We start from the raw sequence: 14168 nt of genomic DNA, 5'->3' as shown, positions 1-14168 counted from the left end.
GTTCACGTACGACTTCACAGGGCCATTGTCCCGCCCGCTTGCACTTTGGCAACACCGTTGCTTAAGTGGAAGGCATGACTGGCACAGGCTCTACAGGCTTCTCCTCAGGCTCTCCCCTCCGCGTCGGCCTCGTCGGGTACGGCCTCGCGGGCTCCGTCTTCCACGCCCCCCTGATCGCCGGCACCGAGGGCCTCGTCCTCGACACGGTCGTGACGTCGAACCCCGAGCGGCAGGCGCAGGCGCGCGCCGAGTTCGGCGACGACCTGCGCTGCGCGGCCTCGGCCGACGAGCTGTGGGAGCGGGCGGACGAGCTCGACCTGGTCGTCGTCGCCGCCCCGAACAAGACGCACGTGTCGCTCGCGACCGCCGCGCTCAAGGCGGGCCTGCCGGTCGTCGTCGACAAGCCGATCGCGGGCACGGCCGCCGAGGCGCGCGAGCTCGCGGCTCTCGCGCAGGAGCGCGGACTGCTCCTGTCCGTCTTCCAGAACCGCCGCTGGGACAACGACTTCCGCACGCTGCGCAAGCTGCTCGCCGACGGCGAGCTGGGCGACGTGTGGCGCTTCGAGTCCCGCTTCGAGCGGTGGCGCCCGCAGCCGAAGGGCGGCTGGCGCGAGTCCGGCGACCCCGAGGAGATCGGCGGTCTCCTCTACGACCTGGGCAGCCACGTCGTCGACCAGGCCCTGGTGCTCTTCGGCCCGGTGACGAGCGTGTACGCGGAGTCGGACGTACGCCGTGCGGGCGCGGAGGCCGACGACGACACGTTCCTCGCCCTCACCCACGCGAACGGCGTCCGCTCGCACCTCTACGTGAGCGCCACCACCGCGCAGCTCGGCCCGCGCTTCCGGGTCCTCGGCTCGAAGGCGGGCTATGTGAAGTACGGACTCGACCCGCAGGAGGCGGCGCTCCGCGACGGCAGGCGCCCGGCCACGCAGGACCCGTGGGGCGTGGAGCCCGAGACGATGTGGGGCCGGGTCGGCTCCGGCGAGTCCCCGCTGACCGGCGGCGGCCGCCCCGCCCCGACCCTGCCGGGCGACTACCCCGCGTACTACGAGGCGGTGGCGGACGCCCTCCGCGGCACCGGCGAGAACCCCGTCACCGCGCTCGAGGCCGCCGCGGCCCTGGACGTCCTGGAAGCGGCCCGCCGCTCGGCCCGCGACGGCGTGGCAGTGGCGCTGTGACCACCACTCCCGCAGGCGCCCCCTCCATCGACGAACTGGAGGCCCAGGAACGCCGCCTGACACTCCCCCACTTCACGTACGACGACGCGTGGGCGCTCGGCACCCTCCTGGTGGAGCTGGCCCGCGAGCGCGGCGCCCCCGTGGCGATCGACATCCGCCGCGGCGGCCAGCAGCTCTTCCACGCGGCGCTGCCCGGCTCCACCCCGGACAACGACGCCTGGATCGACCGCAAACGCCGCGTCGTGGAACGCTACGGCTGCTCCTCCTACCTGGTCGGCTCCCGCTTCCGCGCCAAGGGCACGACGTTCGAGGACTCCTCCCGCCTCGACCCCGACACGTACGCGGCCCACGGCGGCGCGTTCCCGATCGCGGTCGAGGGCGCGGGCGTAATCGGCACGGTAGTGGTGTCGGGCCTGCCGCAGGTGGAGGACCACGGGCTGGTGGTGGAGGCGCTGGAGCGGTTCTTGGGGGCTTAGGGGGCGGCGTGTCCTCATATGTACAAGTCGGCGTCCAGCCGTCGTCGTGCGGTACGACCGCGTCCTTCTAGGGCTGCGTACCTGCACCTTCGGAGCGGGAACCTGGGGGTTGCCCGGCGGGCATCTGGAGGTGGGCGAGTCACTCCAGGGCGCGGCCCGCCGGGAACTTCACGAGGAGACCGGACTGTGGGCCCTGAACCTCCGCGTTGCCTGTGTGACCGACCCCGACCCCGCCGCGAACCACCACATGCAGGTCGGCGTGGAGGTCGTGGATTACACCGGCACCGTCCAGGTGCGTGAGCCGGACCGTTGTGTGAGCTGGGAGTTCTGGCCGCTGGAGAGCCTGCCCCAGCTCCTGTTCGTCGGTTCGGCGGCTGTGCTGCGCACCTTTCGGAGCGGTTGCCCGCACCTTCCCTGACGCCCTGCGGCCCCGGCTCCGGCACCGTTGCGGACGGGAGCTCAGCCGATCGTCGGCCAGTGCTGCCACGCCACGAGCAGGGCTCGCTTCGCTTCCTCCTCCCGGGCCTGGAACTGTTTCCACGTGCTCGACAGCTCCCACAGCGCGCGGAACTCCGCCAGGCTGTCCACGTAGTACGCACTGTCCTTCAGGAACGCGACCTCCAGCCCTCGCAGGCCCTGCCGGGTCCGGCCCTCCGGGTTCGTGGTCATGTACGGCTCGAAGAACCCCACGCGCGACGTGAGCAGGGTGGACCCTGAAATGTCCATGGGCGTCAGCCGCAACTCGACGCGCTCCCCGTATATCTCCTTCAGTTCCAGGTAGGCGTTGATGACCGGCAGGAACGACTCCCGGTAGTAAGCGCTGTGCTCGATCATGCCCACGAGATCGCTGATATGGGCGCTGTCGGCCGTTTTCCCCGGCGGGCGCATGAGGACGGACAAGGTGTTCCACGGGCTGCTGATGATGACGCGGAATGAAGCGCCCCGTTCGAGCGCGCGAATGACCGCGGCGTGGAACACGTCCGACTCGCCGAGAAGGTACGAGCTGCCCCCGTGAGCGACCAGCCACAGTGCGCTCTGCTCGGCCTCGATCGCCTCGCGCTTGGCCTTGTTGCGTTTGTCGTTCTCCTGGGGCGTATAGACGCGGTCGATGGCATACGGCAGATCGTCGGTGCACACGGTGGCCACTCGCAGGTGTGCGAGCGTCTCCCTTATCGCGCGTGCCTGGGGGTGCTCGCGGCCGAGCACCTGCCCAGCCATCCCCTCGGCTGTCTCCAGCAGCTCGACGGCCCTCTGCCTGCGCGACGAGCCGCCGGGCTCCCCACCGGCCGCCTTGAACTCCGCGACAGCCAGCTCCGCTTGGGCCACTAAGGTCTCGCGGTGGCTCGCCCCGAGTAGCAGCGAAGCGTTCAGCCTGACGATCTCCAGCTCGCACAGTTCAAGCTTGCTGTGCTCCACGCCGAGCATCGCCACAGCCAGCTCGAACTTCGCCGTCGCCAGGGCACGCCACGCGGCGATGACGCCCGGGTGATCGCAGCCCTCGAACGCGCCGGAGCGTCCCGGCGACTTGCCCGAGTCCCGCGGCGCCCCGCTCTTGGATGTGAAGGAGTACTTGGCCGAACGCTCGAAATCGGATACGGCGCCGGCAAGTTGGTCAACGCTGCCGGACCGTGCGATTTCCAGCCGCACCCAGTCCGCCGTCAGGCGCGCCTCGGGGTCGTCACTCCGGCCGTAAGCGTCCAGCTCTAGGAGTGCCTTGCGAGCCCACACGTCGGCATCCGACGGGTCGCCCATGCGCAGACTCACGGCGCTCAAGTTGGCCAGGATGCGGCCCCGTTCGGGTACGCGGCTGCCCAGCTGGGCCCTACTGAGCGCTCGGCACAGGACGAGCCGGGAACGGTTCAGTTCTCCGTGTTCGGCGAGCAGCGCGCCCAACTCGTTCCAGTCGGACGCCGTGTAGATCTCACGATCCGCCTCCCCCATGTCCATGTGACGTAGTGTCATGTCAACGATGGAGAGGGACAGCCGCCTCATGCCGAGGGCGCCGAGCAGCTTTGCGAGATGAGTGAGTGCGACAGCGAGCTCCTGCCGGTCCGCGTCAGGGGTGTGTTCCGGATCCGGCAGCCGGAGCCACCCCGCCCGCCCTGCCAGGTGGTCGATGTCCCTCATCTGCGCCCCGCCGGGGGACAGCAGTACCCCTTCCGCCTCCGCGATCATCTCGTCAAGGCCCACGATGACGGTCACCTTGCCTCCTTGGCCGCAGCTCCGTGCCGCGAGATCGGCCGCCGGGTGTGCACGGTGCTCAGCGGCGCGTCCAGTGCACCCGCACCACGGACGTGTAGCCCGCCCTGTCGAGAGCCTCGTCCACCGCGGCCCGAACCCGGATATCTCTCTCCGTCGCGATGGCGGCCACTGTGTAGGGGCTGACGTAAGCCTGCGGCCCGGCGATGTCGACCCCTTCCGCCCGGTCGCCCGTCCAGTCTTCCGTCCGGAATTTGAAGCGGTCGAAACACCTGACGGCTTCTCGCGCCGTGCAGGCCGTGATCCGGCCCGCTGTCGCCCCGTCGGCCCCGGCCCGCCGCTCGACGATGAGACCGAGGACGGCCTGCGGTCGGCAGGAACCCTCTCGCTCGACCGGACTGCCGGCGAACTCCCCGTAGTCGTCGGGAAACCAGCGGCAGTCGAGCAACAGCACCCCGTCAGAGACCTCGACGACGTGGCCGTTCAGCGTCTCGTGCGTGCCGGAGGGCCGACGCGTCGCCCGCCATGGCTCGCCCCACTGCACCGAGTCGAAGCACACGCCGGGGAGCGGGATGCTCTCATCCTTGGAGAACTTGAGCCTGAGCAGCGCGAGGTCGGACAGCCGGTCGTAGTCCTGCACTTCACCCACGGCTCGCTGGCCACCGGGCAGCAGCAGCCGGACCGATGCCTCACCGGCGAGTTCGCGCGGTCCGAGGCAGTGCGCGGCGGTGAGCGCGAAGTACCGGGTGAGCCGCATCCCTGAACCCAGGCGCGTCTTCTTCCGGAAGACCTCGATGAAGTGATCCTCGGTGAAGTGATCGTCGTGCGTCACGGGCATACCCCCGTTCCGATCCGGCGCGCATGTTCCCGATGGCCTCGACTGTCCCCGAGTCGCTGCCCCCGAGGCGCGCCCGCCCAGCCCATGCTAGCCACACCCGCCCGGGACGAAGGCGCTCTTCACCCACCCAGTGGCGGACTCGGCACGAGAAAGCCCCGCTCAACCACTCCGCGTCCCCTGCGTCCCCCGCGTCCCCCGTGACCGCCGCCTCCCGAGCTGCTCGCCACGGACCTCCGCCCGCAGCAGTTCCAGCACCCGTAGGTCGGCCTCCCGCGACGTCGCCGCGGAGTTCTCGAACTCCACCCACAGCCGGTCGTTCGTGCTGCGGCGGGGGTTGTTCCCCTCCTGCGTACGCCAGCTGCCCCAGGCCCACTGCCAGGCGTCCGTCGCCTCGAAGGCATCCCGGCAGACATCGAGTGCGACGTCTGTCCCGAATATCTCCAGGCGGGCGATCAGCGCGGGCATGTCGTCCGCCGGAGCGGCAGCACCGTCCCGGCTGCCCCGGAGTTCACCGGTCCGTACGGCGGTCTCGCGGAGATCCCCGCTCCGGCGCACGAGGGCCATCGCCTCGACGTAGGCCGCCACCCGCTGCTCCCAGACCCGGTGTTCCCGGTCGCGTCTGGTCGTGGCCAGCTGAATGAGCCATGCGCTGGAGAACGTCGCGGCGGCGCCCAACGCCGTCCCGCTGAGAGCGGCTTCGGCCGGGGTGAGTCCCACGGCGCCATCATGGCGCGCCGGCGTGCCCCGGGCCAGGGGCCGCCGGCACCGCCTGCCTGCCGGGGCCGGGCTACGCGTCCTTGAGTTCCTGCCGCTGCCGCCCAAGACCCTCGATCTCCAGCTCCACCACGTCGCCCGCCCGCAGGTACGGCTTCGGCTCCGGTTGGCCCATCGCCACGCCCGCCGGCGTGCCCGTGTTGATGACGTCGCCCGGATACAGCGTCATGAACTGGCTCACGTACCGCACCACTTCCGCGACCGGGAAGATCTGGTCGGCGGTCGTGCCGTCCTGCTTCAGTTCGCCGCTGACCCAGAGCTTCAGGGAGAGGGCCTGAGGGTCCGCGATCTCGTCCGCGGTGACCAGCCAGGGACCCAGCGGGTTGAACGTCTCGCAGTTCTTGCCCTTGTCCCAGGTGCCGCCCCGCTCTATCTGGAACTCCCGCTCGGACACGTCGTGCGCCACCGCGTACCCCGCGACGTGCGCCAGCGCCTCCTCGTGCGACTCCAGATAACGCGCCGTACGTCCGATGACCACGGCCAGCTCGACCTCCCAGTCCGTCTTGACCGAGCGGCGCGGCACCAGGACGGTGTCGTCCGGGCCGACCACCGTGTCCGCCGCCTTGAAGAAGACGACGGGTTCGGCGGGCGGCTCGGCGCCCGTCTCGCGGGCGTGGTCGTGGTAGTTGAGGCCGATGCAGACGACCTTGCCGATCCGTGCCACCGGCGGCCCGACGCGGAGCCCTTCGGCCGCGAGAACGGGCAGGTCACCGGCTTCGGCAGCGGCCCTGATCCGGTCGAGCGCGGCCGTGTCGGCGAGTACCGCGCCGTCGATGTCGGCGACCACCCCCGACAGGTCCCGCAGCGTCCCCTCCGCGTCGATGAGCGCCGGACGCTCCGCGCCTGCCGTACCGACTCGCAGCAGCTTCATGGTCAGACTCCATTCCTCGGTAGCCCGGCCGATGGTGTGCGGCCATCGGAGGTTTGGTCGATCGTCCAAGCTTGCCGTCCGCTCCGCAATACCCCGTTCACGTACTGGACCCTTACCGAGCGGTAGCCACGGCCGTCACGCCACCGCCCTCACGCCACCGCCCTCACGCCACTGCCCTCACGCCGCCATCGTCACGCCGCCGCGGCCAGCGCCGCCGCACCGCCCGGCATGTCCCGGTACAGCACCGCCCGCTCGACCGCGCTCCACGTCGTACTGGTCACCACGTACAGCGCTGCGGCCAGCGGCACCACGGCCACCGTGAACAGAGTCATGAACGACATCAGCGGCATCACCTTCGCGATCGCCCCCATGCCCGGCACCTGCTGGTCCCCGGTCTGCGCCTGCGGAGTGGCCGCCATCTGCGCCTTGGTGCGGCGGTAGTTGAAGGTGGCGACCGCCGCGACGATCACGAACAGCGTCACGTAGACGAGGCCCTGCGCGCCGAAGACCCCGCCCTCGGCGAGCGCGTCCGTCCAGCGGCCGCCGAGCGGTGCGGCGAAGAGGGTGTGGCCGAGCAGCGCGTTCGCCTCGCCACCGATGCTGGAGCTGGAGAAGAGGTGGTAGAGGAGGAAGAACGCCGGCAGCTGGAAGAGGCTGGGCAGGCACCCGGAGAGCGGCGACACCTGCTCCTTGCGGTGCAGTTCGAGGACGGCCTGCTGCAGCTTCTCGGGGTTCTTCGCGTGCTTCTTGCGCAGCTCCGCGATCTGCGGCGAGAGCTTGGCGCGCGCCTTCTGTCCGCGGGCCGCGGCGCGCGAGAGCGGATGGACGAGGAGTCGTACGCAGGCGGTGAACAGGACGATCGCGGCGGCGGTCGCCGAGGCGTGGAAGAACGGGTCGAGCAGGTCGGCGATGTGCTCGACCAGCCCGGCGAACAGGGACATGAAAGCGGACATGGAGAAGCCCTCCGAGGGTCTCGTCGTGCCGGGAGAGGAAGCGACGGAAGACGTCGCGTCGGCGTGACGACCCGCGAGGGGCTGGGTGGGGCGGGGGTGTTGCGGTACGGAACCCCTACGCGGCCGTCAGGAGGGGACGGCCGGGTGCTCGGGGGCGCCTGCGGCCCCTGGCGTCGGGGTCGCGTTGAGGCAGGAAGGCGGTGCGCATCTCGCGGTCGCGGATGGCCGTGCGCACTCTGGTGCGGGGCACGGCGGGCGCGCAGCGCGCGGCGATCACGGAGCAGACCGCGAGCGCGGAGCCCGCGGCGGCGGTCGCGGCGAGCGCGACGGCGGAGGCGAGGCTGCCGGTGTCGACGAGGACGACCTCGACGAGGAGGAAGAGGAGGAGCAGGGCGGGCCGCGCGGCCGCTCGCCAACTGCGGATCATGCCGTGCATCGCCGGTCCCCCTCTCCTCACACCCACACTCACACTCACACCTGTACGTATGTCGTACTGCCGTTATACAGGATCCACTTCGATCGGCTGAAGGAGCCTGCGGGGCCGGGCGAGGGCCAGGCTGACCGGATCCACCGGGTCCGGATCGAGTCCGGGTCCCGGCAGCATCTCGACATCCGCCGGCGGGACGACGACCCCGCAGGCGGGACAGTCGCCGACGGTCCCCAGCTCCGTACCGCACGCGGCATGGCGGAAGATCCGCAGCGGTTCGCCTTCGGTGTAGTTGTCGCGGCCCCAGGCGCCGAGCACGCACAGGGTCGACCAGAGCTCCAGGCCCCGGTCCGTGATCACGTACTCGTGACGCGACGGGGCGTTCGCGCAGGACCTCTTCTCCAGGACGCCGGCGCCGACGAGCGTCTGGAGGCGCTGGGCCAGCACGGCGCGCGGGATGCCGAGGTGGACGAGGAAGTCGTTGTAACGCCGCACTCCGTAGATCGCGTCGCGTACGACGAGCAGGGTCCAGCGCTCCCCGACGATCTCGAGCGCGCGGGCGACCGAGCACTGCTGGGAGACGTAGTCCTTGCCGAGAGCCATGCGCCCAGCTTAAACGGCTCCCCGACGACAGGTTCAATGACTGAACTCCACCTGTTACGGTGATCCGCGACCCGACGAGTTCATTCACTGAACCTACGACTGAGCCTGCTGCTGAACCTGCTACTGCACCTGCTACTGAACCTGCTTTGGAGCTGAGCTCCAGGAGAGGCAGACGCATGCCCACGCCGCCGTCCCCACCCCACGCGGACTCACCCCGCGCGGAACCACCCCGCGCGGAGCCACCCCTCGCGGACTCGCCTCACGCGGACCCACCCCGCGCGGAGCCGCTCCCCGCCGATCCCCGCCACGCGGACTCGCCCCCCGCAGATCCACCCCACGCGGACTCGCCCCGCGACACCCACCACTCCCCGCACTCCTCGCACGCCCCGCAAGCCCCATACGCCCCACAGACCCCACACGCCCCACACACCCCACACCCCCCGAACCCCCCACACCGCCCCACCGCGACCCTCGCCGTCACCAGCGCCGCCACCGCCGTGGCCCTGATGACGTACACCGCGCCCGCGGTGATCCTGCCCGACACGGCGGCCTCCCTCGGCACCTCGCTCTCCGCCCAGGCGTGGCTGCTCAACGGCACCCCGCTCGGGCTCGCCGCCTTCCTGCTGGTCGCCGGCAGCCTCGCCGACGACCACGGCCGGCGGCGGATCTTCCTCTCCGGCACGGTCGCGCTCGGCGTCACCACGGCGCTCGGCGCCCTCGCCACGTCCACCTGGCTGTTCACGCTGGCCCGCGTCGCGCAGGGCGCGGCCAGCGCGGCCATCCTCGCGACGAGCCTCGGCCTGCTCGTGCAGGCCTTCCCACCGGGTCCCGGCCGGGTCAGGGCGACCGGCGTCTGGGGCGCGTGCGTCAGCGCCGGCATCGCCGTCGGCCCGCTCATCGCGGGTGGCATCGCGACGGTCGACTGGCGCTGGGCCTACGCCGCGCTGGGCCTGGCCGCCCTCGTCGTGGCCGTCTTCGTCCCGCGTACGTTGACGGAGTCCCGCGCCCCGCGAGGCGGCCGCCCCGACCTGGTGGGCGCGCTCACCCTGGGCCTGGCCATGATCGCGCTGGTCGCCGCGCTCACGCTGGGCCGCGACGGCTGGCTGCGTACACCGGTCGGCGTGCTGCTCGCCGCGGCCGTGGTACTCACCGCGGCGTTCGTCGCGGTGGAACGCCGCACCGCGGCGCCGCTGCTCGACCTCGGACTGTTGCGCCGCCCGCCGTTCCTCGCGGCCACCGCGGGCGCCCTGTTCACCGGCTTCTCCGTGATCGCGCTGCTCAGCTACCTGCCCGCGCTGCTCCAGCACACTCTCGGCATGTCCGCGATGAACGCCGCATGGCTGATCTTCCTCTGGTCCGGCGTCTCGTTCGCCGTGGCGTTGCAGGCCCGACGCCTGGTCGGCAGGGTCTCCGCCCGGCACCAGCTGGTCGTGGGCTTCGCACTGCACGCGGTCGCGGTCCTGACCATGCTGGGTGCGGCGGCCGCCGGCTCCTGGCTCCGGCTGCTGCCCGGCCTCGTCGTCTCCGGCGCGGGCAGCGGGCTGCTGAACGCCGCGCTCCCGCTGCTCGCGGTCGAATCCGTGCCGGCCGAGCGGGCGGCGATGGGTTCGGGCGCCAACAACACGGCGCGCTACATCGGTTCGGCGGCGGGCGTGGCGCTGATGATCGCCGTTTCCACGTCATCCGGGGACCTGGGGCGAGGCACGGACGTGGCGATGGTGGTGTCGGCGGGGCTCGCCGTGCTCGCGGCGGTCAGCGTGCTGCTGCTGAGGGAGCGGCGGCGGAACTGACCTCGTCGTCCAGGGGATCGCGGGCGAGGACCTCGTCGTCCGGCCGCCCGTCCGCGCGGTCGGCAGGACCGGCGTACGACACAGTCAGCGCCACGGCGAGGTTGACGCCGAGCGCGACGATCCCCGCGTTGACCCCGAAGACCGGATCGTGCTCGCTGAAGACGAGCGCGCACACGATCCCGACCCCCACGACGAGCCCGCTCAACGCCCCCGCCAGGGTCAGCTTCCGCCACACCAGGCCGAGGAGCAGCATCGGTACGAGCTGTGCCATCCCCTCGTACGAGATGAGGGAGAGCCGTACGAGGGTGTTGGGCGCCGCGTAGGTCAGGGCGAGGGCAAGTGCTCCGGCGACGACGACCACGCCCTGCGAGGCGAGCTTCTGCCGCTGCGGAGTGCGCCACCGGGGCAGCAGCGACAGCACGCTGCTGCCCCACATGGTCCCGATGACCAGCATGAACACGGCCATGGGCACGATGGAGGAGAGCGCGGCCGCGACCCCGATGACGCCGACGGCCCACGCGGGCAGCGAGTCGACCACCAGCTTGAAGAGCGCGAGATTGGACTCGGCGCCGACGAGTCCCGGCACGACGAAGAGCGCGGCCATGCCCAGCAGCATGGGCACGAAGAGCAGCACGTTGTAGGCGGGCAGCCAGATGGCGTTGCGCCGCAGCCCGTCCGCGCTGCGCGCACCCAGGTACCCCGCGACGGTGGTCGGAAAAATGACGACCGTCAGCGCGTTGAGGAGGGACGTCGTGGCGAACCACGCCTCTCCGTAGGCACTGCCTCCGCTGCCCGGCAGCGTCAGCCAGTCGCTCTTCTCGCTCACGATCCGGTCGAGGAACGCCCCGTACCCGTCGAAGTAATGAAGAGGTACGTAGATGGCGAGGAAGGCAAGCGTCCCGACGACCAGCACGTCCTTGAGCACGGACACCCAGGCGCTGCCGCGCAGCCCGCTCACGACCACGAACCCGGTGGTGACCGCGAAGCCGATGAAATAGGCCCAGTTGAGGCTGATGGCGCCGTAGGAAATGGTGGAGACGACGACGCCCATGCCGGTGATCTGGAGCTGGATGTAGGGCAGCAGGAACACGGTGACGAGCAGCGCGACGCCGGCTCCGAGCCAGGGCCGCCCGTACCGGTGGGCGACCATGTCGGAGATGCTGACGAGCCCGTGCCGCCGGGCGTAGGCCCACAGCATGGGCCCGACGACGTACCCCACGGCGTAACCGCAGGACATGTAGGCGACGACGTACAGCACGGGCGCCCCGTAGTTGTACCCCCAGCCCGCGGCCCCCAGATAGCTGAAGCTGGTGTACCCCTCCCCCGCCATCAGCACCCAGATGAACACGGCCCCGAGGCTGCGCCCGCCCACGGACCACTCGGTGATCCCGCCCTGCCGCCCGCGCCCGCGGACGGCGGCGAGACCGAGGGCGACGGTCCCGGCCATGAAGACGCCGAAGACGGCGGTGGCGACGGCTCCGTCACTCATGCCCGACCACCCCTCGCCCTCTTCTGGTCCCCGCGATAGGCCAGCCACACGCAGAGCGGGGTGAGGAGCGTCGCGCAGAGCAGCCAGAAGAAGAGGAAGGGCAGCCCGAGGACGACGGGCCGGACGCGATTGGCGAGGGGCAGGACCCCGAGATACAGCACGAAGGGCCCGAGGAGCCAGAGGAGGTGGGGGCGGGACGGGTGGGCCAGGCGGGGGCGGGACGGGTGGGGGCGGGACAGATGGGGGCGGGACAGATGGGGGCGGCGAGCGATCACGAGGGTCGACCCTATCCGGGCCGCATGGACCGGAGCTTGCCCCAGACGACGAGCCGGTATTTGGAGGTGTACTCGGGGGTGCAGGTGGTGAGCGTGATGTAGTACCCGGCGTCGCGATACCCGTATCCGGCGCGCACATCGCTTCGAGGCACGCGCTGGATGACACCACTGTCGCGGGCGGAGGTCTGCGGCAGGGTCTTGTCGACGACGTACGTGTAGAGAGCGTCCGCAGTCCGGACCTCGATCTCGTCCCCGCGCCGCAGCCGGTTGATGTACCGGAAGGGCTCGCCGTGGGTGTTGCGGTGCCCGGCGAGAGCGAAGTTCCCGGCCTGGCCGGGCTGGGCGGTGCGGGGATAGTGCCCGGCGTACCCCTGGTTGAGTACGGCCCCCTTGCTCACGCCCTCGCCGACGGGGACGCGGATGCCGATGCGGGGGATGCGGAGGACGGCGTAGGCCTGGTCCCAGCGGGGCGTACGCCGTGGCGCGGCGGAGCGGCCGGGACCTCCCGCGGACGGGTGGCCGTCGCGCGCGGACGCCTCACCGCCGGCAGGCAGCCCGGCAGCGCCCGGCCCACCCCCCTGGCCACCCCCCTCGCCACCGCCCTCGTCCCCTTCCTCCCCACGCCCCTCGGAATCGGACTCCGCCCACTGCTTCTCCAGGGCCTCGACCTTCTGCTCGGCGGCGGCGCGGGCCTGCCGGTTGGTCCACCAGAGCTGGTGGGCGACGAGGAGGAGCAGGACGAGTCCGAGGGTGACGGCGACTTCGGCGCCGTTCCACAGCAGCCGTACGCCGAGGGGACGACGCGGGCGGCACCCTTGCTGAACGACGACGGCGACACGACTCCGCCCCCTCCGTCCCTCCCACCCCCTCCACCCCCTCCGCCCCCTCCTTCGTCCCCGACTCCGCACAGCGCCTCTCCCTCCTCCCCACGACGGCCGCCCGGAGGATAGGCGCTGCCCCCGCAACATTCCATGGACGTTCCCCGCCATCCCCGCTTCGGCACCCACACCCGCACCCGCGCCCGCACCGACCCTCCTGCTACCGACCCTCCTGCTGGAGGCCCGCTCGGCAGTACGGTGTCCCGTATGCGCCCCGAGAAGCCTGCTGCCGCCGACCACGTCGACATCGACCACATCGCCGAAGCCGCGCGCCTGGAACGCACGGCCGACCTGTACCCGGAGGACGCCGAACAGCTACTCCTCCAGGCCGCGGCCCACCTCGAACTGGCCGGCGCCCGCGACCGCGCGACGACGCTCTACGACCGCCTGCTGTCACCCTCCGCGCCGCACCCCCCGTCGGCTCCCCTCCTGATCCGCGCGCTGAAGGCCTCCAACCTCTGGGAGTACGGCCACGAGGCAGAGGCGAGGGCAATCATCGACGGAGTCCGCACAGCATCGCCCCGGGAGCCGGCGCCGTGGGTGATCGTGGCGGAGTCACTCGAATCGCACGACGAGCTGGAACAGGCGCACGCGACGTTCACGGAGGCGGTGTTGCTGCTCCTCCCCGTCACCACGACGGAACCCCCCTACGCCACGCACCCTCTCCTCTTCGGCCGCCACCGCGTACGCCGCCTCCTGGGCGCGGAACACGACGAGTGGGACGCCCTGGCGGACCGGGTCTCGACGGCCCCCGTCTCCCTGGACGAACTCCACGACCCGAAGCGGATCTGGTCGCTCGGCTCGGAGAACCCCGCGGAGCTGCGGGCGGAGATCGCCCGTATCCAGGCGGAGTTGGGCTCGTACCGCGAGGCGCTGTCCCGCCCGTTCCCGGTGGCGATGCTGCACTGGCCGGCCGCGGAACTGACGGAACTCCTGACGGCGTACCCGACCCTGTCCTCCGAGTACCCGTCCCACGAGGCGCACCTGTCGACCATAGAGTCCTCCCTCCGCGAACTCTCCGCCTCCGGCACCCCGAACCTCGGCATCGTCACAGGCACGGTCCCCTCCTACGAGGCCTTCGCCGCGTCAGAAGCCTCCTCCCCGGAGGACCCGTCCCTCCTGCCCCAGTACGCAACGACGCTGGCGGCACGGGGACGGGCGGTCTCTTGGCCACCGGAGCGGGGGGCGGAGTGTTGGTGTGGGTCGGGACGGGGGTATGGGGAGTGCCACGGGGTGGGCTAGCAGCCCTCAACTCGACTGCCTCACAAGCAGTCAGCTAGCAATTGGCTCCTCGATTGTCATCGCCTCCTGTTAGAACAGGGCTGCAACTATCTCGGCAGTCGAGGAGCAGGCGTGGCGCATTCGGGAGATCTGGCTAAGCCCGTGGCAGGCGTGTACGAGGAACTCATCACGCATC

At 71.1% G+C, this 14168-nt stretch carries 15 protein-coding genes; 5 read left to right on the top strand and 10 right to left on the bottom strand.

The window, feature by feature from the left end:
* The first annotated feature begins 74 nt into the window (after positions 1-74).
* Genes AB0N81_RS38935 through AB0N81_RS38925 form a run of 3 tightly spaced genes read left to right on the top strand, consistent with a single transcriptional unit; the run spans position 75 to position 2072 of the window.
* On the top strand, positions 75-1178 hold the full coding sequence (locus AB0N81_RS38935; RefSeq protein WP_365367104.1) for a Gfo/Idh/MocA family oxidoreductase: 1104 nt from the start codon (positions 75-77) through the stop codon (positions 1176-1178).
* Entirely contained in the window at positions 1175-1654 is a 480-nt protein-coding gene (locus AB0N81_RS38930; RefSeq protein WP_365367102.1) for a heme-degrading domain-containing protein, read from the top strand. Before AB0N81_RS38935 ends, AB0N81_RS38930 begins: the two co-directional genes overlap by 4 nt.
* Before the next feature lie 46 nt (positions 1655-1700).
* Positions 1701-2072, top strand: a complete 372-nt coding sequence (locus tag AB0N81_RS38925) for an NUDIX domain-containing protein (protein ID WP_365367100.1) — start codon at positions 1701-1703, stop codon at positions 2070-2072.
* A gap of 41 nt (positions 2073-2113) precedes the next feature.
* Here the strand turns inward: AB0N81_RS38925 and AB0N81_RS38920 are convergent, their stop codons facing one another.
* The 7 genes from AB0N81_RS38920 to AB0N81_RS38890 all read right to left on the bottom strand — a co-directional run bounded on the left by AB0N81_RS38920 (position 2114) and on the right by AB0N81_RS38890 (position 8319).
* Complete coding sequence (locus AB0N81_RS38920; protein WP_365367098.1) at positions 2114-3856, bottom strand: hypothetical protein; 1743 nt, start codon at positions 3854-3856, stop codon at positions 2114-2116.
* Positions 3857-3914: 58 nt separating this feature from the next.
* On the bottom strand, positions 3915-4685 hold the full coding sequence (locus AB0N81_RS38915) for a hypothetical protein (RefSeq protein WP_365367096.1): 771 nt from the start codon (positions 4683-4685) through the stop codon (positions 3915-3917).
* 165 nt (positions 4686-4850) lie between these two features.
* On the bottom strand, positions 4851-5408 hold the full coding sequence (locus AB0N81_RS38910; protein ID WP_365367094.1) for a hypothetical protein: 558 nt from the start codon (positions 5406-5408) through the stop codon (positions 4851-4853).
* A gap of 70 nt (positions 5409-5478) precedes the next feature.
* Positions 5479-6336 carry a fumarylacetoacetate hydrolase family protein gene (locus AB0N81_RS38905; RefSeq protein ID WP_365367092.1) on the bottom strand — a complete coding sequence of 286 codons (858 nt, stop codon included), beginning with the start codon at positions 6334-6336 and terminating at the stop codon, positions 5479-5481.
* A gap of 191 nt (positions 6337-6527) precedes the next feature.
* Complete coding sequence (locus AB0N81_RS38900; protein ID WP_365367090.1) at positions 6528-7289, bottom strand: YidC/Oxa1 family membrane protein insertase; 762 nt, start codon at positions 7287-7289, stop codon at positions 6528-6530.
* 115 nt (positions 7290-7404) lie between these two features.
* Positions 7405-7716, bottom strand: a complete 312-nt coding sequence (locus AB0N81_RS38895) for a DUF6412 domain-containing protein (protein WP_365367141.1) — start codon at positions 7714-7716, stop codon at positions 7405-7407.
* Between the two features lie 72 nt (positions 7717-7788).
* Positions 7789-8319: a helix-turn-helix domain-containing protein gene (locus tag AB0N81_RS38890; RefSeq protein ID WP_365367088.1), complete on the bottom strand. Its 531-nt coding sequence runs from the start codon at positions 8317-8319 to the stop codon at positions 7789-7791.
* 497 nt (positions 8320-8816) lie between these two features.
* Between AB0N81_RS38890 and AB0N81_RS38885 the strand changes: the two genes are divergently transcribed.
* The gene (locus AB0N81_RS38885; protein WP_365367086.1) at positions 8817-10109 is read left to right on the top strand and encodes an MFS transporter; all 1293 of its coding nucleotides are present in this window, start codon (positions 8817-8819) and stop codon (positions 10107-10109) included.
* Here the strand turns inward: AB0N81_RS38885 and AB0N81_RS38880 are convergent.
* From AB0N81_RS38880 to AB0N81_RS38870, 3 genes are all read right to left on the bottom strand, one after another.
* A complete protein-coding gene (locus tag AB0N81_RS38880; RefSeq protein WP_365367084.1) occupies positions 10072-11598 on the bottom strand; it encodes a sodium:solute symporter family protein in 1527 nt (508 codons plus the stop codon). The two genes, AB0N81_RS38885 and AB0N81_RS38880, sit on opposite strands and share 38 nt — an antisense overlap.
* Positions 11595-11807 carry a DUF3311 domain-containing protein gene (locus AB0N81_RS38875; RefSeq protein WP_365367139.1) on the bottom strand — a complete coding sequence of 71 codons (213 nt, stop codon included), beginning with the start codon at positions 11805-11807 and terminating at the stop codon, positions 11595-11597. The genes AB0N81_RS38880 and AB0N81_RS38875 overlap by 4 nt, the downstream gene beginning before the upstream one ends.
* Positions 11808-11884: 77 nt before the next feature.
* A complete protein-coding gene (locus AB0N81_RS38870) occupies positions 11885-12655 on the bottom strand; it encodes a class E sortase (RefSeq protein WP_365367137.1) in 771 nt (256 codons plus the stop codon).
* 303 nt (positions 12656-12958) lie between these two features.
* On the opposite strand from AB0N81_RS38870, the gene AB0N81_RS38865 reads away from it, so the two are divergent.
* A complete protein-coding gene (locus tag AB0N81_RS38865) occupies positions 12959-13993 on the top strand; it encodes an SEC-C domain-containing protein (protein ID WP_365367082.1) in 1035 nt (344 codons plus the stop codon).
* Positions 13994-14168: the final 175 nt, after the last annotated feature.

Origin of the sequence: Streptomyces sp. NPDC093510, assembly GCF_040683555.1 — a bacterium.
Lineage (GTDB): Bacteria > Actinomycetota > Actinomycetes > Streptomycetales > Streptomycetaceae > Streptomyces.
This window is presented reverse-complemented; position numbering and strand designations above follow the sequence as displayed.

What these genes read in the sequence shown, in the direction of transcription:
- AB0N81_RS38900 (WP_365367090.1), bottom strand. Translation starts at nt 7,289, where the DNA reads ATGTCCGCTTTCATGTCCCTGTTCGCCGGGCTGGTCGAGCACATCGCC.
- AB0N81_RS38905 (WP_365367092.1), bottom strand. Translation starts at nt 6,336, where the DNA reads ATGAAGCTGCTGCGAGTCGGTACGGCAGGCGCGGAGCGTCCGGCGCTC.
- AB0N81_RS38935 (WP_365367104.1), top strand. Translation starts at nt 75, where the DNA reads ATGACTGGCACAGGCTCTACAGGCTTCTCCTCAGGCTCTCCCCTCCGC.
- AB0N81_RS38880 (WP_365367084.1), bottom strand. Translation starts at nt 11,598, where the DNA reads ATGAGTGACGGAGCCGTCGCCACCGCCGTCTTCGGCGTCTTCATGGCC.
- AB0N81_RS38865 (WP_365367082.1), top strand. Translation starts at nt 12,959, where the DNA reads ATGCGCCCCGAGAAGCCTGCTGCCGCCGACCACGTCGACATCGACCAC.
- AB0N81_RS38890 (WP_365367088.1), bottom strand. Translation starts at nt 8,319, where the DNA reads ATGGCTCTCGGCAAGGACTACGTCTCCCAGCAGTGCTCGGTCGCCCGC.
- AB0N81_RS38895 (WP_365367141.1), bottom strand. Translation starts at nt 7,716, where the DNA reads ATGATCCGCAGTTGGCGAGCGGCCGCGCGGCCCGCCCTGCTCCTCCTC.